This window comes from Nocardia sp. NPDC055053, from assembly GCF_053608285.1.
Genome location: NZ_JBSGVD010000023.1, coordinates 61,070 through 82,448, shown reverse-complemented (window position 1 = coordinate 82,448; position 21,379 = coordinate 61,070). Strand labels below are relative to the sequence as shown.

General features: G+C 68.6%; 18 protein-coding genes. 12 read left to right on the top strand and 6 right to left on the bottom strand.

Annotated elements, in window-relative coordinates:
- Positions 1–46: 46 nt before the first annotated feature.
- Positions 47–844 carry an SDR family NAD(P)-dependent oxidoreductase gene (locus tag ACWF82_RS23100; protein WP_452504202.1) on the bottom strand — a complete coding sequence of 266 codons (798 nt, stop codon included), beginning with the start codon at positions 842–844 and terminating at the stop codon, positions 47–49.
- 386 nt (positions 845–1,230) lie between these two features.
- Here ACWF82_RS23100 and ACWF82_RS23095 point away from each other — a divergent pair, with 386 nt between their 5' ends.
- The 4 genes from ACWF82_RS23095 to ACWF82_RS23080 all read left to right on the top strand — a co-directional run bounded on the left by ACWF82_RS23095 (position 1,231) and on the right by ACWF82_RS23080 (position 4,461).
- Entirely contained in the window at positions 1,231–1,839 is a 609-nt protein-coding gene (locus ACWF82_RS23095) for a TetR/AcrR family transcriptional regulator (protein ID WP_452504200.1), read from the top strand.
- 339 nt (positions 1,840–2,178) lie between these two features.
- A complete protein-coding gene (locus tag ACWF82_RS23090) occupies positions 2,179–2,856 on the top strand; it encodes a hypothetical protein (protein ID WP_452504198.1) in 678 nt (225 codons plus the stop codon).
- A 28-nt stretch (positions 2,857–2,884) separates the two neighbouring features.
- Positions 2,885–3,307 carry a hypothetical protein gene (locus ACWF82_RS23085; RefSeq protein ID WP_452504197.1) on the top strand — a complete coding sequence of 141 codons (423 nt, stop codon included), beginning with the start codon at positions 2,885–2,887 and terminating at the stop codon, positions 3,305–3,307.
- Positions 3,304–4,461: a phosphotransferase family protein gene (locus ACWF82_RS23080; RefSeq protein ID WP_452504195.1), complete on the top strand. Its 1,158-nt coding sequence runs from the start codon at positions 3,304–3,306 to the stop codon at positions 4,459–4,461. Before ACWF82_RS23085 ends, ACWF82_RS23080 begins: the two co-directional genes overlap by 4 nt.
- Positions 4,462–4,506: 45 nt before the next feature.
- On the opposite strand, the gene ACWF82_RS23075 is transcribed toward ACWF82_RS23080, so the two are convergent.
- Positions 4,507–5,562 carry an enoyl-CoA hydratase/isomerase family protein gene (locus tag ACWF82_RS23075; RefSeq protein WP_452504193.1) on the bottom strand — a complete coding sequence of 352 codons (1,056 nt, stop codon included), beginning with the start codon at positions 5,560–5,562 and terminating at the stop codon, positions 4,507–4,509.
- Positions 5,563–5,718: 156 nt separating this feature from the next.
- On the opposite strand from ACWF82_RS23075, the gene ACWF82_RS23070 reads away from it, so the two are divergent.
- Both ACWF82_RS23070 and ACWF82_RS23065 read left to right on the top strand, forming a co-directional pair.
- The gene (locus ACWF82_RS23070; protein ID WP_452504191.1) at positions 5,719–7,011 is read left to right on the top strand and encodes a CoA transferase; all 1,293 of its coding nucleotides are present in this window, start codon (positions 5,719–5,721) and stop codon (positions 7,009–7,011) included.
- On the top strand, positions 7,008–8,405 hold the full coding sequence (locus tag ACWF82_RS23065; RefSeq protein WP_452504189.1) for an amidohydrolase family protein: 1,398 nt from the start codon (positions 7,008–7,010) through the stop codon (positions 8,403–8,405). The genes ACWF82_RS23070 and ACWF82_RS23065 overlap by 4 nt, the downstream gene beginning before the upstream one ends.
- Here ACWF82_RS23065 and ACWF82_RS23060 read toward each other — a convergent pair.
- Together ACWF82_RS23060 and ACWF82_RS23055 are read right to left on the bottom strand one after the other, a co-directional pair.
- On the bottom strand, positions 8,386–8,706 hold the full coding sequence (locus ACWF82_RS23060; RefSeq protein ID WP_452504187.1) for a hypothetical protein: 321 nt from the start codon (positions 8,704–8,706) through the stop codon (positions 8,386–8,388). The two genes, ACWF82_RS23065 and ACWF82_RS23060, sit on opposite strands and share 20 nt — an antisense overlap.
- A gap of 49 nt (positions 8,707–8,755) precedes the next feature.
- Positions 8,756–10,372 carry an MFS transporter gene (locus ACWF82_RS23055; RefSeq protein WP_452504185.1) on the bottom strand — a complete coding sequence of 539 codons (1,617 nt, stop codon included), beginning with the start codon at positions 10,370–10,372 and terminating at the stop codon, positions 8,756–8,758.
- A gap of 68 nt (positions 10,373–10,440) precedes the next feature.
- Here ACWF82_RS23055 and ACWF82_RS23050 point away from each other — a divergent pair, with 68 nt between their 5' ends.
- The 3 genes from ACWF82_RS23050 (at position 10,441) to ACWF82_RS23040 (ending at position 13,837) form a co-directional block, all read left to right on the top strand.
- Positions 10,441–11,307 (top strand): acyl-CoA thioesterase, encoded by an 867-nt coding sequence (locus ACWF82_RS23050; RefSeq protein ID WP_452504183.1) that lies wholly within the window; start codon positions 10,441–10,443, stop codon positions 11,305–11,307.
- A 188-nt stretch (positions 11,308–11,495) separates the two neighbouring features.
- Positions 11,496–12,683: an amidohydrolase family protein gene (locus ACWF82_RS23045; RefSeq protein WP_452504260.1), complete on the top strand. Its 1,188-nt coding sequence runs from the start codon at positions 11,496–11,498 to the stop codon at positions 12,681–12,683.
- A 287-nt stretch (positions 12,684–12,970) separates the two neighbouring features.
- On the top strand, positions 12,971–13,837 hold the full coding sequence (locus tag ACWF82_RS23040) for an alpha/beta hydrolase (RefSeq protein WP_452504258.1): 867 nt from the start codon (positions 12,971–12,973) through the stop codon (positions 13,835–13,837).
- Positions 13,838–13,944: 107 nt separating this feature from the next.
- On the opposite strand, the gene ACWF82_RS23035 is transcribed toward ACWF82_RS23040, so the two are convergent.
- Complete coding sequence (locus tag ACWF82_RS23035) at positions 13,945–14,943, bottom strand: alpha/beta hydrolase (RefSeq protein ID WP_452504181.1); 999 nt, start codon at positions 14,941–14,943, stop codon at positions 13,945–13,947.
- A 266-nt stretch (positions 14,944–15,209) separates the two neighbouring features.
- On the opposite strand from ACWF82_RS23035, the gene ACWF82_RS23030 reads away from it, so the two are divergent.
- The 3 genes from ACWF82_RS23030 (at position 15,210) to ACWF82_RS23020 (ending at position 20,422) form a co-directional block, all read left to right on the top strand.
- Complete coding sequence (locus tag ACWF82_RS23030) at positions 15,210–16,433, top strand: TetR/AcrR family transcriptional regulator (RefSeq protein WP_452504179.1); 1,224 nt, start codon at positions 15,210–15,212, stop codon at positions 16,431–16,433.
- A gap of 212 nt (positions 16,434–16,645) precedes the next feature.
- The gene (locus ACWF82_RS23025; RefSeq protein WP_452504177.1) at positions 16,646–18,475 is read left to right on the top strand and encodes an acyl-CoA dehydrogenase; all 1,830 of its coding nucleotides are present in this window, start codon (positions 16,646–16,648) and stop codon (positions 18,473–18,475) included.
- A gap of 150 nt (positions 18,476–18,625) precedes the next feature.
- Positions 18,626–20,422, top strand: a complete 1,797-nt coding sequence (locus ACWF82_RS23020) for an acyl-CoA dehydrogenase (protein ID WP_452504175.1) — start codon at positions 18,626–18,628, stop codon at positions 20,420–20,422.
- Between the two features lie 24 nt (positions 20,423–20,446).
- Here ACWF82_RS23020 and ACWF82_RS23015 read toward each other — a convergent pair whose 3' ends face one another.
- Positions 20,447–21,352: an acyl-CoA thioesterase gene (locus ACWF82_RS23015; protein WP_452504173.1), complete on the bottom strand. Its 906-nt coding sequence runs from the start codon at positions 21,350–21,352 to the stop codon at positions 20,447–20,449.
- Between the last annotated feature and the right edge of the window lie 27 nt (positions 21,353–21,379).

Genomic DNA, 21,379 nt, shown 5'->3' with positions numbered 1-21,379 from the left:
CGCCGAAATTCGCGCCACAGCGGATGCGGCCGGCATCCCGGCCGGGTCAGACGAAGTCCGAACCGCCGTCGACATTGATGTTGGCGCCGGTCATGTAGGAGTTGCGCCGGGAGGCGAGAAACGCGACGACCGGACCGATCTCGTCGGGCAGGCCTGCCCGCGGCAGCTGCGCGGGATGCCCGTAGTGCTCACCGATGGCCACCATCAGCCGGTAGGGATCCTCGTCCTCGATACCGACCGAGCGAGCCCACCCGAGGAGGGCCGGTGTCACGAAGGTGCCGGGCGAGACGACATTGACCAGAATCTCCTCCGGCGCGAGCAGCAGCGACAAATTCTTCGACACGCTGGTGACCATGGCCTTGGCAGCGGTGTAGGCAGCCAGCGAGACGGATTGGCGCTGGGTCGAGTGCGCGGAAAAGTTCACGATCCGCGCCCACGACGCCCGGCGGAGCAGCGGTAGCGCCGCATTGACGCAATGCACGACGGGCAGGACTCCGTGATCGAGCGCCTCGTGCCATTGTTCGACGGTCAGCTCCTCCACGGTGCCGCGCACATCCGGGCCGACCGTGTTGATCAGCGCGTTGAGCGTGCCGCCCCATCGCTCACCCAGCTGCCCGAATACCGCCGCCACCTGATCGACATCGCACACATCGGCGACGAGACCTACCGCGTCCGCACTCCCCGAGCGGACGAGATCGTCGGCGGCGCGCTCGACGTCGGCGGCGGAGCGTCCGACCACCGCGACCCGCGCACCCTCCTGAGCCAGACATCGCGCGGTCGCCAGCCCCATACCGCGGCTACCGCCGATCACGACCGTGGCCGCATCGCGCAACCCCAGATCCATATCGCACCCACTTCGCATCAAGGAGTCACCCCGGGGCGCGACCTCGATATCGTGGCCGACAGACAGGCACACCGGCCTCCTAATCGCCATTACTGTAAACCATCCAGTAAAGGAGGTGAAGACCTGTTCGGCATTTGCCCGGCGGCGGCTCCACACTGCGGAGATCCACCTTTCCGGCCATCGGCCGTCCCTGCCGGTAGCGCCCGTGACGCCGTCGCTCCGGATCCGGACGGGCCACGATCCCCCGCACCCTTCGGCACCCGAGATATCGCTGGCCACAGCGGTTTACAGTCGAATTCGTTGACAAGTTTCACTGACATCTGTCAACATCAGCACACCGCTCCACACGTTGACAGCGGTCGAGGGCAGGGACTAGAACCCAGCTCATGAACACAAACCCGGAGCAGCACCAGGGCAGACAGGCCCGGCGGCTGCACACACGGCAGCGGGTGTTCGACGCAGCCATCGCCGAACTGATGCAGACCGGCGTGGCCGAAGCCGACATCAACGCCATCGCCGAGTCCGCCGGTGTCGCACGCGGCACCTTCTACTTCCACTTCCCCACCAAGGAGCATGTGCTGCTCGAGCTCGAGCAGCGAGAAGAGTCCCGGATTGCCCGGGCATTGGAACGATTCAGCCGCCGATCCCCCGATCTCCGCGACACCCTCGTCCGGACCATCCGGCTGGTCACCGAGCTGGAGCGGCAGCTGGGCAGCCTGCTGTTCAGAGATCTTCTGGCCATGCACTTCTCGCCGACAAGGCCGGTCGAGGACAGCTGGCGTGAGCATCCACTGATCATCGTGCTGACCGAAGAGATCGCCCGCGCAGGAGCCCGGGGCGAAGTACAGAACGCCGTAGAGCCACATCACAGCGCGATGTTCTTCCTGCTCGGTCTCTACGGCCTGCTGACCGCGACCACCGGCACGAAAGCCTTGCGGCAGTCCGTACTCGACAGCTACCTCACCACGACACTGCGCAGCCTGGAACCCCGATGAGGGCGCCTCGGCCGCACCGACAGACAGGGAGAACCGAGCATGCTGCTCGACATCGTCCGGCTGATCCTGACCTGGGGAGCGATGTTGCTGATCATCGCCTTCTGGTACTGGGTCATGAACAACATCGGCACCTTCTGACGAAGCGACGGCGAATTCCGCCGCCCCGCACGGTGACCCACTGCCCGCGCGGACCTTAAAGAAGAGAGTTCCCGTGAACGAACAAGATCGCCGGCGCAAGCGTGCGCTGATCGTCTTCCAGATCGCCATCTACGGCTTCCTGCTGACGATGTTCCTGATCCAGATGCAGATGTACATGACCAGGGACTGGTAGGGACCGCCATGACCGCAACCGTCACTTTCGACGAGCATCACGAGGAGAGCAGGCTCGCGCAGCGGCGTGCCGATCGCTGGCTCACCGCGGGCACCGCACTGATGGGCACCTACGTCCTCGGGATATTCGGCTTGCCACTGTTCTTGCGCGGGGTCTGGCTCCAGCGCAGAGCCCAGCGATCAGGGCTGTCGGTGCGGCCCGTGATCGTCACCCTGATCGGCTATCTCGTCATCCTGGACGCCTTCCTCAACACGGTCGGCTGGGCGCTGGACATCGGCGCCAGCCACACCCTGATCACCCGGGTGTTCTTCACCGCCTGGGGCAATTTCTTCGATGGCGGGTACTGGTGGCACTACAACGAACTCTGGATCGGCGGGTCGGGCGCGCCGGGTGAGAAGGGCTGGGAGATCGCGTGCATCCTCGTCGTGTTTCCGATGCGCGTCGCCGCCGCGATCGCGTTCCTGCAGATGAAGCGGTGGGGGCACCAGTGGTTGACGGTGACCTGCTGGTTCGGTGTGGTCATCTGGGTCGGCTACATCGTCAACATGACCGTCTACGCCGACATCCGCTTCGACGGTGTCGTGCTTCCGGTCATCGGCTGGTGGCTCTACGACATCTTCTACATCACGCCGTTCCTGGCAATTCCCTACCTGCACACCGTCAATCGCGAGATCTTCTCCGATTGAACCTCCGGCCCGTTATCAGGAGTACCCCATGACCGCCTCAGAATCCGGTGCCGGACAGGATCTTCCGCTCGGCACCACCCCGACATTCGCCCGCATGCACAAACTCCTCAAGCGCGGCATCTTCGTCTGCCTGTTCGCCCTGGTCATCGAGGGCGCGTTCACCGTGCCCGCCTTGGCTCTCTGGTATGGCTGGCCGACGTTGTCCCTGCACGAGATCTGTGACGAGATGATCAAGGTCCGCTACTCCGACGATGCACTGACCTGTGAATATCCCGCGGGTTTCACCGCGCCGCCGCTGGGTGGCAGGCCCGAGGGTGCCGGGCAGACCACCGCACGCGACGAGTGGGGGGTGCAGCCGAAACCCGGATGGGAGCGCATCGGTTTCCGCGAACTGGTGCGACGCCACGACGAGCGCATCGCCCGGCAACAGGCCGACCAGGCCGGTCGGTGAACACGCGGACGCTGCATCCGGCGCGTGTCCTCGCCGAAGGCACGCGCCGGGCGGTGCGCACCGCCCTGAACAGGATGTCACCCGGTGCATCACGGGTGCCCTCGAAGCCCGCCGACATCACACCAGCTTGGCTGGCCACCGCACTCGGTAGGCCGGAAGAGGCGATTCAAGGGATCAATGTTCTCGACAGTCATTCGGGCACCGCGGCCCGTGCCCGCATCGGTGTCGCCGCCGACGACGACAGCATTCCCGGCCACCTGTTCGTGAAGCTGCCGCCGAGCAACTATCTGCAGCATGTTCTGCTCGATCTGTTCGGGCTGGACGAGAAGGAGGTCCTCGCCTATCGGGCGCTGGGCGAGCACCCACCGGTGCGGATCCCGCGATGCCATGCGGCGGAGTCGGATGCGCGACGGTCGCGTTTCGTGCTGGTGCTCGAGGATCTCACCGCGACCGCGCGGTTCCGGACGGTCGTCGACACGGTGAGCCGCGCGGAGGCCGAAGCAGTCGTCGACGCGATGGCGGACCTGCACTCGGCGTTCTGGAACAGCGACCGTTTCGCGGGTGATCTCGCTCCACTCGCCTACCGCCCGGCGATCGAGAGTCACCTCGGCGCCCTGATCCGCCGGCGACTTCTGCGAAACATCAAGGGGCACACCGCCGGTCTGATCCCGGATGCCGTCAAGCTGGCCTGCCGGATCTTCTACCTGCGCGGTGCCGAGATCGATAGCTACTGGGCAGGCTTGCCGCGGACCCTGCTCCACGGCGACCCACACCTGGGCAATCTGTTCTTCGAGAACGACGTGCCGGGGTTCCTCGATTGGCAGATCGCGTCCGCCGGTGCGGGGATCCGTGATGTCGCGTATTTCCTGACCTCGTCGGTCGATCCGGCGTTGTTGCGCAGGATCGAGCGAGCACTGGTCCAGCGGTATGTGGACCGGCTCGCCGCCGCGGGAATCAGGGTCGACGGTGCGCAGATGTGGACGCTGTATCGGGCGGGTGCCACCGACTGGTTCCTGGCCGCGGTGTGCACCGCCGAGGCAGGTGCGCGGATGCAGCCACTGGAGGTGTCCCGGGTCGGTGTCCGCCGCGCGGTCGAGGCGGTCGAAGCGCACGACAGTTTTCGCGTGCTGACCGCACTCATCGACGGCCGCTGATTCCGGTGGGGCGGTGGCCCGGACCCGGATCAGGCGGGGCAGGGTTCAGGCTCGCGAGTCGATGCCGATGTCGTCGATCAGGTTCCAGCGCAACGCCGTCGCGGTATCGATGGGGTCGCCGGTCAGCATCATCCATGCGGCACGCCAGCGCCCGATGCGCCGGGGGATGCTCACCGTGCCCCCGGCGCCGGGGACCAGTCCCATCCCGATCTCGGGCAACCGGAACTGGGTGCCCGGCGCCGCGACCAGACGCCCCGCGAAGGCCGCCATCTCGATGCCGGCGCCGATGCAGGCGCCCTGGACGTGCACGATGACCCGGTCGCGCAGCCGGTCGATGATGCGCCATGGTGCGCGCTCGAGCCGAACCTCGTAGGCGGCGACGACGTCGGTGGCGGTGCCGAACTCGTCGAGATCGCCGCCACTGCAGAACACCGGGCCTGCCCCGGATATCCGCACCCGCTCGATACCCGGGTCGAGTTCGGCCAGGCGCAGTAGCTCGAGGAGTTCCTCGCGCAGGCGCGCACTCAGCGCATTGCGGCGCTCGGCATGATCGAGGACGAGCGCGAGCTCTGCGCCGGAGCGGTCGCATCGCACCAGTGGGCGGTCGGGGAAAACCACCGGACGCGGACCGCCCCGGTCGCGCAACCAGGTCCGGAACTCGGTGCCCGCCAACAGCATCGAGTACACCGCGGCCTCGCTGCTCAGCGCCACGGTGGTGTCCGCGACGCCGGTCTGGCGCAGGAGCCTGCCCAACGCAACGCTCGCCCGCGGATTGTGTCTCGTCGCCTCCTCGAGCTGCTGCACGGCCGTGGCGGGATCAGGGTGGGTAACGATCTGCCGGGACACGTCCGGACGGTCGCTCAGTGTCAGGGTCAGCGCATCCAGCAGCGGGGTCACCGCGGGCGCCGCCGCGCCGCGCAGAACACCGACGGTGAGGCGGAGCGAACTCGACAGCAAGGCCGCCGTGTCGGCGATCCGTGCGGGCGACTCGTCGGCCCAGTCGTCCAGCGGCAGGACCAGCAGTGGCTGCACCGGCGTTCCGTCCGGGTCGAGATCGAGTTCGAAGTCCACCGGCGCCGGGTCGGTCCCATAACGGCTCACCTGCCCATCGTGACACGCCGGCCACCGCGGGCGCATGTACTCACCCGCGCCGATCGATCGCACCGCCCTGCACCACAGCGCCCACGGCAATCGGGCGAGGCGGCACCCGCGGGACGATCGCGCCCGGGGCCGGGTCCTTCGCCCTACTATCGAGCGGTGCCCTTCACCTGCTCGTCCGAGTCCGGTTCACCGGTGGTGGACTGGTGCGACAGTGGTGTGGTCACGCTGACCGGGCGACCGGACGGACCCGTGCTGATGCCGCCGGGGCGGGCAGCGACTCGTGCTCGGGAGCTGATCTCCGTCCTCTCTGCCGCCGCCGGGAGAACGATCGGGCTCGACGGTGCGCGACTGCTCGGGGAACGCGCCGCGATCACCGGGCTGCGCCGCGGTGGCGATGTCTCGGCAGGCCGCCATTGCCGGCTGCTGCGCACCGCCGACGGCTGGGCCGCGGTGTCCTGTGCCCGGCCCGGTGACCCCGACCTGATCGGCGCGCTCGTCGGCACGGATCTCGGCGGAGCAGATCCCTGGCCCGCGCTGACGAGCTGGGCCCACGAGCACCCCGGCACCGAACTAGCCGAACGTGCCGAACTACTCGGTCTCGCAGCAGGTCCCGTCCGCACCCGGATCATCCCGTGTCCATCTGTTCCCGGCAACGTCAACTCATCCACTCCGACGCCCTGGCCCAGTGCGTCGTCGCCGATGGCTGCTCGTGCGGTCGGCGGACTCCTCGTCGTGGATTTCAGTGCGCTGTGGGCGGGACCGCTGTGCGCGCATCTGCTCGGGCTGGCAGGTGCGCGCATCGTCAAGGTCGAAACCCCCGACCGCCCGGACGGTGCGCGGCGTGGCAGCCCGGAGTTCTACGCGCTGCTGCACCACGGCCACGAGTCCGTGGTGCTCGACCCCGCGGAACCGGGTGGCAGGCGTGCTCTGGCCGCGCTCGTCGACGCTGCCGATATCGTCATCGAATCCTCCCGGCCCAGGGCGCTGGCCGGTTTCGGACTCGATGCCGCCCGCGCGATCGCCCGCGGTACCTGCTGGATTTCGATCACGGCGGCGGGCCGATCCTCATACCGGGTGGGTTTCGGCGACGACATCGCCGCGGCCGCGGGCCTGGTCGCCCACGACATCGGCACGAACACACCGGTGTTCGTCGGTGACGCGATCGCCGACCCACTCACCGGTATCACCGCCGCCGCGCTCGCGGCCTCGGTTCCAGCCGACGGGTCCGGCGTGCTCTGGGACCTCTCGATGACCGACGTCGTCACGGCAACCCTGACCGACGAACCGGTCACGCGCGTCCGGCGGCACCGCGAGCAGTGGATCGCCGACACCGAGGCAGGCCCGGTGCCGGTAGCCGATCCCACTCCCCGGGTACCGGCAGGTCCCGCGCCGGAATCCGGCGCCGACACCGCCGAAGTGCTCGGCTCCCTGCGGATTCCGGTCCCGTGACCGTCATCGTGATCCGGCGCGCCGAGGTCGACGGTGTTCCCGGTGTGGATGTCCGGCTCCGTGACGGACGCGTGGAGCAGCTCGGCCGGGCCCTGTCCTCCCGCGACGCGGCGGAGGTGATCGACGCGCGCGGTGGTGCGCTGATCCCCGGTCTGCACGACCATCACCTACACCTGCACGCGACCGCCGCCGACGCGAATTCCACACGGTGCGGACCACCTGCTGTCCGGGATCACGCCGCCCTCGCGGCGGCTCTGGCAGGCGCGCCCGGTGACGAACACGGCTGGGTACGCGGCACCGGCTACGTGGACACCGTCGCGGGCGATCTCGACGCACGGGCACTGGACGCGCTGTATTCCGCACGCCCCGTCCGCATTCAACATCGCAGCGGCGCGATGTGGATCCTCAACACCGCCGCCCTCGCCGCCGCGGGAATCAGCGGTCCCGCGCACCCGGGCGTCGAATGCGGCACCGACGGTGTGCCGACCGGCCGTATCTGGCGGGCGGACCCGTGGCTGCGCACCCGGCTGCCGCGCACCGGCCCGCCGCGGCTCGACGGGGTGGGTGCGACCCTCACCGGATTCGGGATCACCGGAGTCACCGACGCCACGCCGGACCTGTCCGGCCGGTCGCACGCGGCGCTGGTCTCCGCCGTCGCCGATGGCGATCTACCGCAACGGGTCTCGCTGCTGGGTGCCCCGCTCGGCAGGAGGCCGGAGTATCCCGATCGCGTCGGCGCCGGGCCTTACAAGATCGTGCTGGCCGATTCAGGGCTACCGCTGTTCGACGACCTCGTCGCGCGCATCAGCGCCGCGCACGCGGACCGCCGCGCTGTCGCGGTCCACTGCGTGACCCGCGAGGCCCTGGTGCTGCTGATGGCCGCGCTGGAGGTCGCCGGCTCGTTTCCGGGAGACCGCATCGAGCACGCGGCGATCGTGCCGGCGGACACCATCGATGCCCTCGCGAGCCGGGGCGTGCGCGTGGTCACCCAGCCCGGATTTCTCGCCCATCGCGGCAGTTACTATCGCGACCACCTCGCCGCCGACGACCTGTCCGACCTGTACCGCTGTCGCACACTGCTCGACGCGGGAATCGGCGTCGCGCTGTCGAGCGACGCGCCATACGGTCCGATGGATCCCTGGGCCGTGATGGCGGCCGCCGTACACCGCCACCCGGATACGGGCGAGGTCATCGGTCCAGGGGAATGCCTTTCTCCCACACAGGCACTCGACGCCTACCTCGCGCCGCTCCACGATCCCGGCGGCCTGCCCCGGCGCATCCGGGCCGGCAGTCCCGCCGACCTCGTGCTGCTCCACGAGCCGCTGCACAGCGGTCTCGCCGTCGGCTCGTCCGCCGTCGTCCGCCGGACGTTTCTCACCCGGGCTGCGGCGTGACCGCCCGCCGCCCGACCCCGCGGCAGCGGATCACCGGCACCGCGTCGACGATCTCGGCCGTCGAGTCGTGCCAACCGCAGGGCAGGCCACAGGTACGAAAGACCCTGCGCTCCAGCACACCCCGGGAGAAGGCGCGCGTGGTGACCGACGCCTGCGCCGCATACCCACAAGACGGGCACTTCTCGAAATAGTCCAGCAGGTCGTGGGTGGTCGTGCCGATCAGATCGCCGAGAACGGGCTCGTCGATACCCGTACCCGGCAACCGAGGCGAACCGGTTCCGGCGCCGTTGCGCTCGACCATCGAGCACCACCCTTTCGGACAGGATTAGTTACTGTTGGTATTACAGTAACTAATCCAGTCCAGTGCTCGTCTCGCTCGTTTTCCCAGTGCTGACGACCGGCGCGCCGTCTGAGGCGGACTCCGACAGCCGCTCGCCCACCCCGGAATCGGGTGCGGCGGGGCGCACTCGGCCGGGCGCCCAGAAGACGGTGACCACCGCCGCGGCGAGCACCCCGGTCCCCAGCACCGCGGCCGCCGCGCCCGACCCGTGGACAAAGGCCTCCTCGACCTGCTCGACGAGGGGACGCGCCGCGGGCCCGAACACCCGTGCAGCCTCCAGCGCCGCGGCGGGCGAGGCCGCCACCGGAGCACGCACCTCCAGCGGCAGCGCCGCCACCACCGGGCCGATCCGCTCCCGATACCCGGCAGCGAGCAGACTCCCGACGACCGCGATCCCGATCGCCGCGCCGACCTCACGGGTCGCATCGTTGACCGCCGCGGCGACGCCGTGTTTGTGCGTCGGCACCACTCCGACGATGGCCGCCGTGGCCGGTGTCGCGGACAGCGCGATGCCGAATCCGATCACGACCAATGCCCACAGCAGTTCGGCATACCCACTGTGTACCGACAGGCGGGCCAGCCCGAACATGCCCACACCGGTGACGGCCAGTCCCGACGCCATCATCGAGCGCAACCCGACGCGCTCCGACAGCCAGGGGGCGACCGGCGAGACCAGCATGAGGGGAACCATGATCGGCGCCACCGCCAGCGCCGCGCCCAGCGGGCCGTAGCCGAGCACCAGCTGCAAGTACTGCACGACCAGCATGAAAACACCGAACACCACGAGGAACTGCGCGGTGATGGTGAACGCTCCGGACGCGAACCTCCGGTCGGCGAAGAGCCGGACATCCAGCATCGGCGCATCGGCCCGCAATTCCACGGCGACGAACAACGCACCCGAACCGAGACCGAGCACGAGAAGAACGAGCACGAGCGGGTCGCTCCACCCGACCAGCGGCACCTCCGAAGCCGCGAAGACCACCGAGCCGACGGCTACCGCCCCGGCCACCGCACCGGATATGTCGAACCGGGGCCGCGACTCCTCGACGGACTCCGCCACCGTACACGCGGCCACAGCCAGGACCACCCCGGCACCGGCCATGGCCACGAGAATGGCCGTCCACGACCACCACATGAGCAGGGCGCCGGTACCCAGCAGGCCGATCGCACCACCGCAGGCCACGGCCGCCGCCCAGATTCCGACCGCCAGCCCACGGCGCGATGCGGGAAACTCCGCGGTCAGCAACGACAGGGTCGACGGCATGACCAGCGCGGCGCCGGCACCGGTCACCGCGCGCGCGGCGATGAGCCAGACCGGACCCGACACCACCAGCGGGATCAGTGAACCGGCGGCGAGAACGATCAAGCCCGCCACCATCATCCGTCGGCGCCCGTACCGATCACCGAGCGCGCCACCCGGCAGTACCAGGCAGGCCAGCGCGAGGGTGTAGGAATCGGTGATCCAGGTCAATTGCTGCTGCGAGGCGCCGGTCGCGGTGGCGATGCTCGGCAGGGCACCGTAGAGCGCGACCATGCCCGCGATCACGAGCCCGACCGCGAGGCACGCCACGAGCAGCGCCCAGACACGGGCGGCTCCGAGCAGCTCCGAACCGCGATTCCCTGTCATCCGACCCTCCCATGAGCCATTGCCGAATCCTCTACTGTAATTCTTCCAGTAGAACGTATCATCGGCTCGTGACCGACGTGCTACACGACCTCATGACCTGCCTGGATCTACACGAACCCGGACCGCCGACGGACCAGGACCGCACCACGACATCGGCGCCGGGCCAATCGCCACGAATCCTCACCGGAGCCAATCAGCAACTGCCCCACCGGCGCCTGTTCGGCGGCCAGCTCCTCGCCCAGTTCGCACGCGCGGCACACGTCTACGCGCCGGACCGGTCGATCAAATCCCTGCATGTCCTGTTCACCAGGGAAGGACGCACCGACGACCCTGTCACCTACCTCATCGACCCCGTCCACCTCGGGCGCTCGTTCGGCGCACTGACCGTCTCCGCGCAGCAAGGCGAACGAACGATCGCCACCTGCGCGATCTCCCTGCACAGCGACGAGGACGGCCCCGCGCATCAGTCGGACCGCCCCGCCCTGTCGATACCCGGGGCCGAGTACCGCATCGAGGTCGCGCTCCTGCCCTGGGACACGCGAGCGACCTCCACACCCGACGACGGCGACGCCACCACCGACTTCGACCTGTGGATGCGCCTGCCCGGCAACGATTCCGGCGCCCGCGCGGCCCTGTTGGCCTACGCGAGCGATCTCCATGTGATCGCGACCGCGCTGCGACCGTTTCCCGGCGTCGACCACCACGGCAACGGCAGGGACTTCACCTCCGCCACCACCTCGCACACGCTGTGGTTCCACCACCCGATGCCCACCGGGGGCTGGCTGCTGCTCCGCCATCGCCCGGCCCTCGTCGGACACGGCCGCTGCTACGGCCAGGGGGATGTCTTCGGCGAGGACGGGACTCTGGTCGCATCCTTCGCCCAGGAATCGCTGCTGCGATTCCCCGTCGGCACAACTCCCCGATCCCGCACCTGATCCATTACTGTATGGTTTACCGTAAATAAGACAATTACCCGTGGGGTGATCCAGGGCCACCGGGCCGTCCCGCCTTCGCCTCACGCGCAGCGCGGCCCGGAGCGACAACCCAGCTCCTGAGGAGGGCGACTGTGAGCAGCACCGGCGAACAATTCCGTGCCGCACCGATTTTCGATGCCGACCAGCACATGTACGAGAACCCCGACGCGCTGACGAGGTACCTGCCGGACCGGTACGAACGAGCAGTGCAGTTCGCCCAGATCGGCCGTCAGACCCGGATCGTGATCAACAACCAGGTCACCGACTTCATCCCGAACCCGACCTTCGAGCGGGTGGCCGCCCCCGGCGCACACGAGAAGTTCTTCGCCGGGGAGAACACCGAAGGGCTCACCCTGCGCGAGATGCAGGGGCCCGCGATCGACGCGCCTCCGGGAACCAGGAACCCGGCGGACCGGATCGCCGAACTCGATCGTCAGGGTGTGGCCGAAGCACTCAACTACCCCACCCTGGCCAGCCTGGTCGAGCATTCGGCCGCCGACGATCCCGCCCTGACCTTGGCGATCATCCACGCACTCAACCAGTGGATGGCCGAACACTGGACCTACAACTACGAGAATCGTGTGTTCTCGACGCCGATCATCAACCTGTCCGAAGTCGATGCGGCACAACGGGAACTCACCTATGTCCTCGAACACGGCGCCAAGGCCGTGCTGATCAAGCCCGGACCGGTCAACGGACTGCACGGCTGGCGTTCGCCCGCCCTGCCGGAGTTCGATCCCTTCTGGCGCGATGTGGAGTCCGCCGGCCTGCCCGTCGTCCTGCACGCGAGCTACCCGCCGCTCGACAGCTACATCGCCCGCTGGGAACCGCCGCACACCGCGAACTTCATGGCACAGAGCTCGTTCCGGTGGATGACCCTGGGGCACCGCGAGATCGCCGACATGATCACCAGCCTCATCTGTCACGGAACCCTGACCCGCTTCCCGAAACTTCGCGTCGCCAGCGTCGAGAACGGCAGCTCGTGGATCCAGCCGCTGTTCCACGACTTCGAGGACCTCTACAAGAAGATGCCGCAGAATTTCCCCGAGCATCCGCACGAGGTGTTCCGGCGCAACATCTGGGTGAGCCCGTTCTGGGAAGGCTGCGTCGCCGATGTCGTCGACACGGTCGGGTGGGACAAAGTGCTCTTCGGGTCCGACTACCCCCACCCCGAGGGCCTCGCCGAGCCCCTCGGCTACTGGAAGTACGCCGAGAACATGGACGTGCAACGGACCTACGACTTCATGGGCGACAACGCGCGCCGGTTCCTCGGCCTGCCTATCGCCAACCCCGCGCCCACACTGCAGTCCGCGGAGACTTCGCCCAATCCGGTGTAGCACAACCACGCCACCGGTGCCCCCTACCTCGTGGAGAGCACCGGTGGCGTGGTCATCGCGACCACACCGGTAGACCGAAGCGGCCACGGCCGGTCCTGCACGTGCCGGCGGCGACAGGACCTGGATCCGGCTCAGCGCGCTTCGACGCGAAGTAGAACACGTTTCAATTGCTTGTTATCATCAGCGGCATGGGGAGACCGACCATGGATCGCCACACCTTCACCCCTCGATGGAATCGGATTCGGGCCAGGTTCTCGCTGCGTGATTTCCATCCGGATCTGCGTTCGATGGCAGCGGTCGCGCCGACCCGCGCCATCTCCCGCAGGTCGCTGCCGTTGATGCGCGGACTCGTTCGGATTCTGCGGCTGCGCCCCTCTCCCCATGTCACCGAGACGACCACCGATGCCGGAGTCCGGATCCGGCTGCACCGCCCGCGCCACCCGGTGGCCGGTCCACTGCCCGCTCTGCTGTGGATACACGGCGGAGGATATGTCCTCGGCCTTCCGGAACAGGACGACGCGGTGTGCCGTCGTCTCGCCGAGTCGCTGGGGATAGCGGTCGCCGCAGTGGACTATCGGCTCGCCCCCGAGCATCCGTACCCCGCCGGCCTCGAGGACTGCTACGACGCGATGACATGGCTCGCGCGCCACCCCGACATCGACGCGCGAGGGGTGGCGATCGGCGGCGCGAGCGCAGGCGGCGGCCTCACCACGTCCCTGGCACTGCTCGCCCGGGACCGAGGGGAGGTGGCGCCGGCATTCCAGCTGCTGGTCTATCCCATGCTCGACGACCGGACGTCGGCCCGGTCCGACCTGGACGACACCCGATGGCGGCTGTGGGATCGGCGCAGCAACCACTTCGGCTGGACCGCCTACCTCGGCGACGCCGACCCCGAGATCGCCGTACCAGCACGCCGCACCGACCTTTCCGGTACCGCCCCCGCCTGGATCGGCGTCGGCACCGCCGACTTGTTCCACGACGAGTCCATCGCGTACTCGAAACGGCTGGCCGATGCCGGCGTCCCCTGCACCGTCGAGATCGTCCCGGGTGCCTTCCACGGTTTCGACCTGGTCATGCCGAACGCACCGGTATCGCGGTCGTTCTTCGCGAGTCAGCGCGAAGCACTGCGCGCGGCACTCGCCGGCCAGGCCTGAGCCCGGGCAACCGACAGTCGGGCCTAGGCCGACGAGTGCTACTTCACCGCCGGCCCGGTCTCGGAATCCTGGCCGCCCGTGATCCGGCTGGGTCGAACCCGCCTCGTTCAGATACCGAGCCCGGTACGGAGAGTGGGCCATGAGTCGTGTAGCGCCTGTTGCCAGTACGGCCAGGAATGGGTGCCGAACATCGTGTACCGCACAGTGGGTCGCAGGCCCGCACCCCGCATCAATCCTTCGACGTTCCGGGTACAGGCCTGTGCGCCTTCCTCGAGGCTGATTGCCCCGGCGAGGTCGAGCGGGTAGGAGAAGCTGGGGTCGAAGTCGACATCGGCCGGGCCCGGCTTGCCGCTGCCGACAGACATGTACAACGCGGTGTTGCGAAGGGCGCCCAAGTGTTTGGTGGGATCGTGGGCTGCCCAGCCGGGCGCGAGCGAGCCGCCCCACATCTTGTCCGGGTTCCCGCCACGGTGATGCACCGCGGCACGGACCATGGGCTGACCGACGCCGCCCGTGAGCAGACAGCTACTGAAGATACCGACGGTCCGGTAGAGGCCAGGGTTACGGAAGGCAAGCGTTGCCGCGGCCTGCCCGCCCATCGACAGCCCCGCGACCCCGTTCACACCGTTTCCCGCGAGCTCCCGATTCATCAATGGCGGCAGTTCGTGAGTCAGGAACTGTTCCCACCGGTTGTGACCGAGCGCGTCGTCGACTTCGAGCCAATCGGTGTAGAACGTGCCGCCACCGCCGATCGGCATCACCACGTTGACATTCTTGCCCGCGAAGAAGGCCGGCGCATCGGTGCGCATCGTCCAGGTGCTCTGCGCCTGATCATCGCGCGCGCCCGTGCCGTCGAGCAGATACAGGGTGGGACGTGGTGCGGATCCCCGCGGATGCAGAACGTCCAGGCCGACCACGCGGCCCATCGCCGGTGAATAGACGTAGAGCTGCTCCCAGGTGTCGCTGCGCGCGACGCGATGGTCGATCGTCGCCGTGGCAGCACGCGCCGGGCCCGGCGCCAGCAGCGAGGCGACGATGCCGAGCGCCGCTACCGCGCCGAGGATCTGGCGGTGCATCGCGGTGAACCGAGAAGGTGATGCTGTCATCAGATCCTCCCGGACCCGGACGGTCGCCGGATCCGGAGGGGATACCGCTCCAGTCTCGGCTCGTGTTACCCCACAATGGATTCGCGCTTGGACAGCACGTCCTGGGTTCGGGCGAGACCGCAGAATCGGGGTGAGGTTCGATCTGAAGACCGAGCTGGTCTACCGGCACACATGGCGGACCCGGGACCAGGCCGAGAACGCCCTGTTCGCGCCGACATCGACGGCTGGTACAGCGGGGAAACCTCGAGGCAAGCACACTGAGGGGGATGAGATCCGAGGTGACCACCCGCCGCACGCGACCGCGCAACCGTCGCACGCTCATCCTCGACGCCGCGTTCGACGCGTTCGCGCACGACGGATATCACGGCACCTCGATGGCGATGGTCGCCGCGGCGGTAGGCATTTCTCCCGGGGCCCTCTATCGGCACTTCGACAGCAAGCAGCAACTCCTCGGCCAGTGCCTGCTCGCCGGGCTGGACAACGCGCTGGCCCGGCTCGAGAGCGCATCCCGCCGGTCGCCCGCCGGCGAGGCGGTGGTCACCGAACTCGTCCAGGTGGCGCTCGACCGCCGGGGCCTGCCCCGGTTGTGGCAGCTCGAGTTCCGCCATCTGCACCCCACCGACCGGATCGCGGTGCTCCTGCGGGCCGCCCGGCTCATGGAGTTTCTGCGTCGTGCCCTGCGGGCGCAACGGCCGGATATCCGACCGGGCGATGTGGAACTGCTGAGCTGGGCGGCCTTCTCGGTCGCGGCGAGCCCGGCCTACCACCGGCTCGAACTGCCCCCACCGGTCGCGGCGCGGGTGCTCGTCGCGACCGCGCGCGCGGTCCTGGCCACCGAACTCCCGGCGAACGGGGCGCGCGCCGCGCATGTTCGCGCACACTGGGCGGCCAGCGACCGCCCCGGGCTCGACCGCACGGTGCGCCGCGAACGCATACTCGCCGCAGCCGCCCACTTGTTCACCGACCGCGGCTTCCCCGGGGTGAGCATCGACGACATCGGGGCGGCCGTCGGAATCACCGGCCCCGCCGTCTACCACTACTTCGACAGCAAGGCTCAACTGCTCGACGAGATCGTCCGCAGGCACGACGAGTGGGTCCACCTGCTGGTGTCCCGCGCGCTGGCCCACGGCCGGGATCCCGGGGAAGCGCTGCGGACCCTCACCCGCAACTTCGCCCGGTTCGGCGTCGACGAACCCGACCTGCTCGCCATCACGGTCAGCCAGACCCGATACCTGCCGACGGCCGCCGAACGCCGGTACCGGCAGGTCCGCCAGGACGGCATCGGCCGCTGGGCCCGCTTGCTGCAGGCGCTCCGTCCCGAATTGGCCCCGCCCGTGGCGCGGATGCTCATCCGCGCGGTCACCACGGTGGTCATCGAAGCCGTCCGTAACCCACGGCTGGCCGGGCGTCCGGATCTGGTCGAGGCACTGGTCGCGGTGGCCGAGCGGATTCAGGCCGTCCCGCTCGAGCCCCCGCGACGCGGAGAGTGATTCACGCCACTTTCGAGTCGTTCACTGGGGGCCACCGACAGCTGGTCACCAGCTACTGGGCCCCGGCACCCCAGCCGATCCCGTTTTAATCTCCGTTCACTTATCGTTGCCCACCGCGAAGCCGTGCCGCACAGTGTGCCGCGGGAGCCGCACCGCCGCCCCCTTCCTCCCTGGACGCGCCGCGTCCCCGGCCCACCGAGAAGGCAGCGTTCGTGAGTCATTACAAGAGCAACGTGCGAGACCTCGAGTTCAACCTGTTCGAGGCGTACGGACTCGAAACCCTCCTCGCGGCAGGCACTTTCGGCGATATGGACGCGGACACCGCGCGCTCGGTGCTCAGCGAGGCTGCCCGGCTCGCCGAGGGTCCGGTCGCGGCCCCGTACGCCGAGGCCGACCGCACTCCCCCGACGTTCGACCCGGCCACGCACACGGTGTCGCTGCCGGAGTCGTTCAAGCGCGCCGTCCGCGCCTGGTACGACGCGGAGTGGTGGCGCCTGGGCAAATCCGAGGCGATCGGCGGCGTGCCCGCGCCCGCGATCCTGGAGTGGGCGGTCACCGAGTTCGTGCTCGGCGCCCAGCCCGCCGCGCACATGTACAGCATGGGGCCGATCATGGCCGACATCCTCAACCGCGTCGGCAACGACCTGCAGCGCGCATGGGCTCGCATCATCGTCGAGCGCGAGTGGGGCGCGACGATGGTGCTGACCGAGCCGGACGCCGGTTCCGATGTCGGCGCGGGCCGGACCAAGGCGATCGCGCAGGAGGACGGCTCCTGGCACATCGAGGGTGTGAAGCGCTTCATCACCTCCGCCGACTCCGACGACCTGTTCGGCAATATCGTGCACCTGGTCCTCGCCCGTCCGGAAGGCGCCGGTCCAGGTACCAAGGGCCTGTCGCTGTTCTTCGTCCCGAAATTCCACTTCGATTCCGCCACCGGCGAACTCGGTGATCGCAACGGGGTGTTCGTCACCAACGTCGAGCACAAGATGGGCTTGAAAGCCTCGGCGACCTGCGAACTCACCTTCGGCGGCCACGGCGTTCCGGCCAAGGGCTGGCTGGTCGGCGACGCGCACAACGGCATCGCGCAGATGTTCGAGGTCATCGAGAACGCGCGCATGATGGTCGGCACCAAGGCCATCGCGACCCTGTCGACCGGTTACCTGAACGCGCTGGAGTACGCCAAAACCCGCGTCCAGGGTGCCGACCTGACCCGCATGGCCGACAAGACCGCGCCCCGCGTCACGATCCTGCACCACCCGGACGTGCGCCGCTCGCTGCTGATGCAGAAGGCCTACGCCGAAGGCCTGCGTTCGGTGTACCTGTTCACTGCCGCGCACCAGGATCCCGAAGTCGCGCAGCAGGTTTCGGGCGCTGACGCCGAACTGGCCGCGCGGGTGAACGACCTGCTGCTCCCGATCGTCAAGGGTGTCGGCTCCGAGCGCGCCTACCAGTACCTGACCGACTCGCTGCAGACCTTCGGTGGCTCCGGCTTCCTGCAGGACTACCCGATCGAGCAGTACATCCGCGACGCGAAGATCGACTCCCTCTACGAAGGCACCACCGCCATCCAGGCGCAGGACTTCTTCTTCCGCAAGATCGCGCGTGACCGCGGTGTCGCCCTGGCCCACGTCGCAGGCCAGATCCAGAAGTTCCTGGAGACCGACTCCGCCAACGAGCGCCTCAAGGGCGAGCGCAAGCTGCTCGCCACCGCGCTCGAGGACGTCCAGACCATGGCAGCCACCCTGACCGGCCACCTGATGGGCGCCCAGGAGCAGCCGACCGAGCTGTACAAGGTCGGCCTCGGTTCGGTCCGCTTCCTGATGGCTGTCGGCGACCTGTTCATCGGCTGGCGCCTGCTGGTCAACGCCGAGGTCGCCCTGCGTGCCCTCGACAGCGGGACCGGCGAGCGGGACTTCTACGAGGGGAAGGTGGCCGTCGCCGCGTTCTTCGCCCGCGAGGTCCTGCCCCGGCTGACCTCCGATCGCGCGGTCGTGGCGGGGCTGACCGACGACGCCATGACCATCGCCGAAGCCGCGTTCTGACCCGGGCCGGCGCCCGCGGCGAGACCCGGTTCTCGTCGTGGGCGCCGACTCCGTGGCTAGTTCCTCGTGAACCACTGACAGATCGTCGGTAGCTTGGTGCCGACAGCACAGGGGCTGCCGTCCGAGACGGCCGCCCCGGAGAGGACGACCGTGCGCTCGACCCTGATCTCCCGCCGGGATCTGGACTTCCTGCTCTACGAATGGCTGCGCGTGGAGGACCTGACCGCGGCGCCGCGGTTCGCCGAACACTCCAAGCAGACCTTCGACGGTTTCCTCGAGCTGTGCGAGGACATCGCGACTCGCTATTTCGCCCCGCACAACAAACGCAACGACACCGACGAACCCACCTTCGACGGCACGACCGTCACCATGATCCCGGAGGTCGGCGCCGCGGTCGAAGCGTTCACCAAGGCCAACCTCATCGGCGCGAGCATGGACGAGGCGCTGGGTGGGCTGCAGCTGCCCGCGACCGTGCAGGCCGCGGGCATGAGCTGGTTCCAAGCCGCCAACGTCGGCACCACCGCCTATGTGTTCCTGACCATCGGCAACGCGAACCTGATCGCGGCGCACGGCAGCGCCGACCAGATCGAGCGGTTCGTCCGCCCGATGATCGAGGGAACGGCCACCGGCACCATGTGCCTGTCCGAACCCCAGGCGGGCAGTTCGCTGGCCGATATCGTCACCCGCGCCGAACCGCAGGCCGACGGCACCTACCGGCTGTTCGGGTCGAAGATGTGGATCTCCGGCGGCGACCACGAACTCACCGACAACATCGTGCATCTGGTGCTGGCGAAGATCCCCGGCGGGCCCGCGGGCACCAAGGGAATCTCGCTGTTCATCGTTCCGAAGTTCCTCGTCACCGACGACGGGTCCCGCGGCGAGCGCAACGACGTCGTCCTGGCCGGGCTCAACCACAAGATGGGATATCGGGGCACCACCAACACCGTCCTCAACTTCGGCGAGGGCCGCCACACCCCCAGCGGAGCGCCCGGAGCGGTCGGCTACCTCGTCGGCGAGGCGCACCGCGGCCTGTCCTACATGTTCACGATGATGAACGAGGCCCGCCTCGGCGTCGGCCTCGGCGCCACCGCCCTCGGCTACACCGGCTACCTCAAATCCGTCGACTACGCCCGAACCCGCCACCAGGGCCGTGCCCTCACGACCAGGGACCCGGCCACCGCGCAGGTCCCGATCATCGAACACCCCGATGTGAAGCGAATGCTGTTGGCGCAGAAGGCCTACAGCGAGGGCGCCCTGGCCCTGCTGCTGTACTGCAACCGGCTCATCGATCTCGAGCGCACAGCCACCGATGCGGAGACCGCCCGCAACTACACCCGGCTGCTGGAGATCCTCACCGGCGTCGCCAAGAGCTGGCCCTCGCAGTGGTGCCTGGAAGCCAACAATCTGGCGATCCAGGTCCACGGCGGGTACGGCTACACCCGCGAATACGACGTCGAACAGCACTACCGGGACAACCGGCTCAACCCGATCCACGAAGGCACCCACGGCATCCAGGGCCTTGACCTGCTCGGCCGCAAAGTGATCCAGCACGACGGCGCCTCATTGCTGCTGCTCAGCGAACACATCGCCGGCACGGTGACCGCGGCCCGCGCGACCGGCGGACAACCCGGCGACCACGCCGAGCGACTCGACGCGTCATGGCAGCGACTGCTCACGGTCACCGCGGCCATGTTCGCCGGAGGTGACCCGGCCGCGGCCATGGCCAATGCCGCCGTCTATCTCGAGGCGTTCGGGCACATCGTGATCGCCTGGATCTGGCTCGAGCAAGAACTTGCGGCCGTCGGCAAGGACGGCGATTTCTACGACGGCAAACGCGCGGCCGCCCGCTACTACTTCCGCTACGAACTTCCCCGAACCGCACCACAATTGGACCTGCTGGCCACAAGGGACCGGACCACACTCGACACCGACGCCAACTGGTTCTGAACCCATTTCTTGCTGGTCAGGAGTTCATGAACGCGGGTGAACAGGGCCGCGTGCCCGCGCTCCCGTGGAGTGCAAGGCGTTGCTTGGATCTCCGTGCGCGCGCATCAGGCCCTGCGCATCCGCCGAAGCCACCAATTCCCCAGCGCGCGTGAATATCTGGATCCGCGCGTACATGCGTCCCGCGCCCGCGAACGGGCTCTCGCAGCGCAACAGCAGCCAGTCGTGCACGGTGAACGGCCGATGGAAGGTGATGGTCTGGGTGAGCATGGCCGACTTCCCCCGGCCACCGCGCCGCGCGATCTCGGCCTGCGGATACGGGCGCAAGGCGACCGGGCCCAGGAACCCCTCACTCCCATGGGCCAACAGCGCCCGCGAGAACAACGGCAGATCAGGCGCCTTGTCGCAGCGCATCCACACATCCAGCGACGGGGGCCCCGCGAGGTCGAGCGCCAGCGCGTCCGCCCCACCGGGCGTCCGGACCTCCCATGGCAGCAGGGCACACGGCAGGTCGGCGCATTCCTCCGGACCCGGCACCTCCGGCGGCAGTGCGGCATGGTGCGCGAGGAAGTCCGGCTCGTCGACGCTGAGCATGGCCAGCACCCGCGCGTGCTCGCGCCCGTCCTGCCGGAACGACACCTGCACGGTGGCCAGCGACCGCCCCGACTGGACGACCTCGACGTCCACCTCGACCTCACGATCGGCGTACCCACCGCGCGGGAACACACCGTGCAGCGACTGCACCGCCATGTGCGGCACCGTGCGCTCAGCCGCGACCACCGCCTGCGCCAGCGTCTGACTGCCCAACGTCGTCGGCAGCGTCGAAGCTACGTTCCTCGCCCGAAATCGTCCGGGCGCGGTCTCGGCGAGATCGAGCACGTCGAGGAGGTCGGCCAGGTCGACGACCGGCCAATTATCGGTTCCACCAGCCATCGCGGAATGCTCGCACACACCTCGACC

What these genes read in the sequence shown, in the direction of transcription:
- ACWF82_RS23095 (WP_452504200.1), top strand. Translation starts at nt 1,231, where the DNA reads ATGAACACAAACCCGGAGCAGCACCAGGGCAGACAGGCCCGGCGGCTG.
- ACWF82_RS23090 (WP_452504198.1), top strand. Translation starts at nt 2,179, where the DNA reads ATGACCGCAACCGTCACTTTCGACGAGCATCACGAGGAGAGCAGGCTC.
- ACWF82_RS23055 (WP_452504185.1), bottom strand. Translation starts at nt 10,372, where the DNA reads ATGACAGGGAATCGCGGTTCGGAGCTGCTCGGAGCCGCCCGTGTCTGG.
- ACWF82_RS23035 (WP_452504181.1), bottom strand. Translation starts at nt 14,943, where the DNA reads ATGACAGCATCACCTTCTCGGTTCACCGCGATGCACCGCCAGATCCTC.
- ACWF82_RS23085 (WP_452504197.1), top strand. Translation starts at nt 2,885, where the DNA reads ATGACCGCCTCAGAATCCGGTGCCGGACAGGATCTTCCGCTCGGCACC.
- ACWF82_RS23045 (WP_452504260.1), top strand. Translation starts at nt 11,496, where the DNA reads ATGTACGAGAACCCCGACGCGCTGACGAGGTACCTGCCGGACCGGTAC.
- ACWF82_RS23030 (WP_452504179.1), top strand. Translation starts at nt 15,210, where the DNA reads ATGAGATCCGAGGTGACCACCCGCCGCACGCGACCGCGCAACCGTCGC.
- ACWF82_RS23015 (WP_452504173.1), bottom strand. Translation starts at nt 21,352, where the DNA reads ATGGCTGGTGGAACCGATAATTGGCCGGTCGTCGACCTGGCCGACCTC.
- ACWF82_RS23040 (WP_452504258.1), top strand. Translation starts at nt 12,971, where the DNA reads ATGGCAGCGGTCGCGCCGACCCGCGCCATCTCCCGCAGGTCGCTGCCG.
- ACWF82_RS23100 (WP_452504202.1), bottom strand. Translation starts at nt 844, where the DNA reads ATGGATCTGGGGTTGCGCGATGCGGCCACGGTCGTGATCGGCGGTAGC.
- ACWF82_RS23060 (WP_452504187.1), bottom strand. Translation starts at nt 8,706, where the DNA reads ATGGTCGAGCGCAACGGCGCCGGAACCGGTTCGCCTCGGTTGCCGGGT.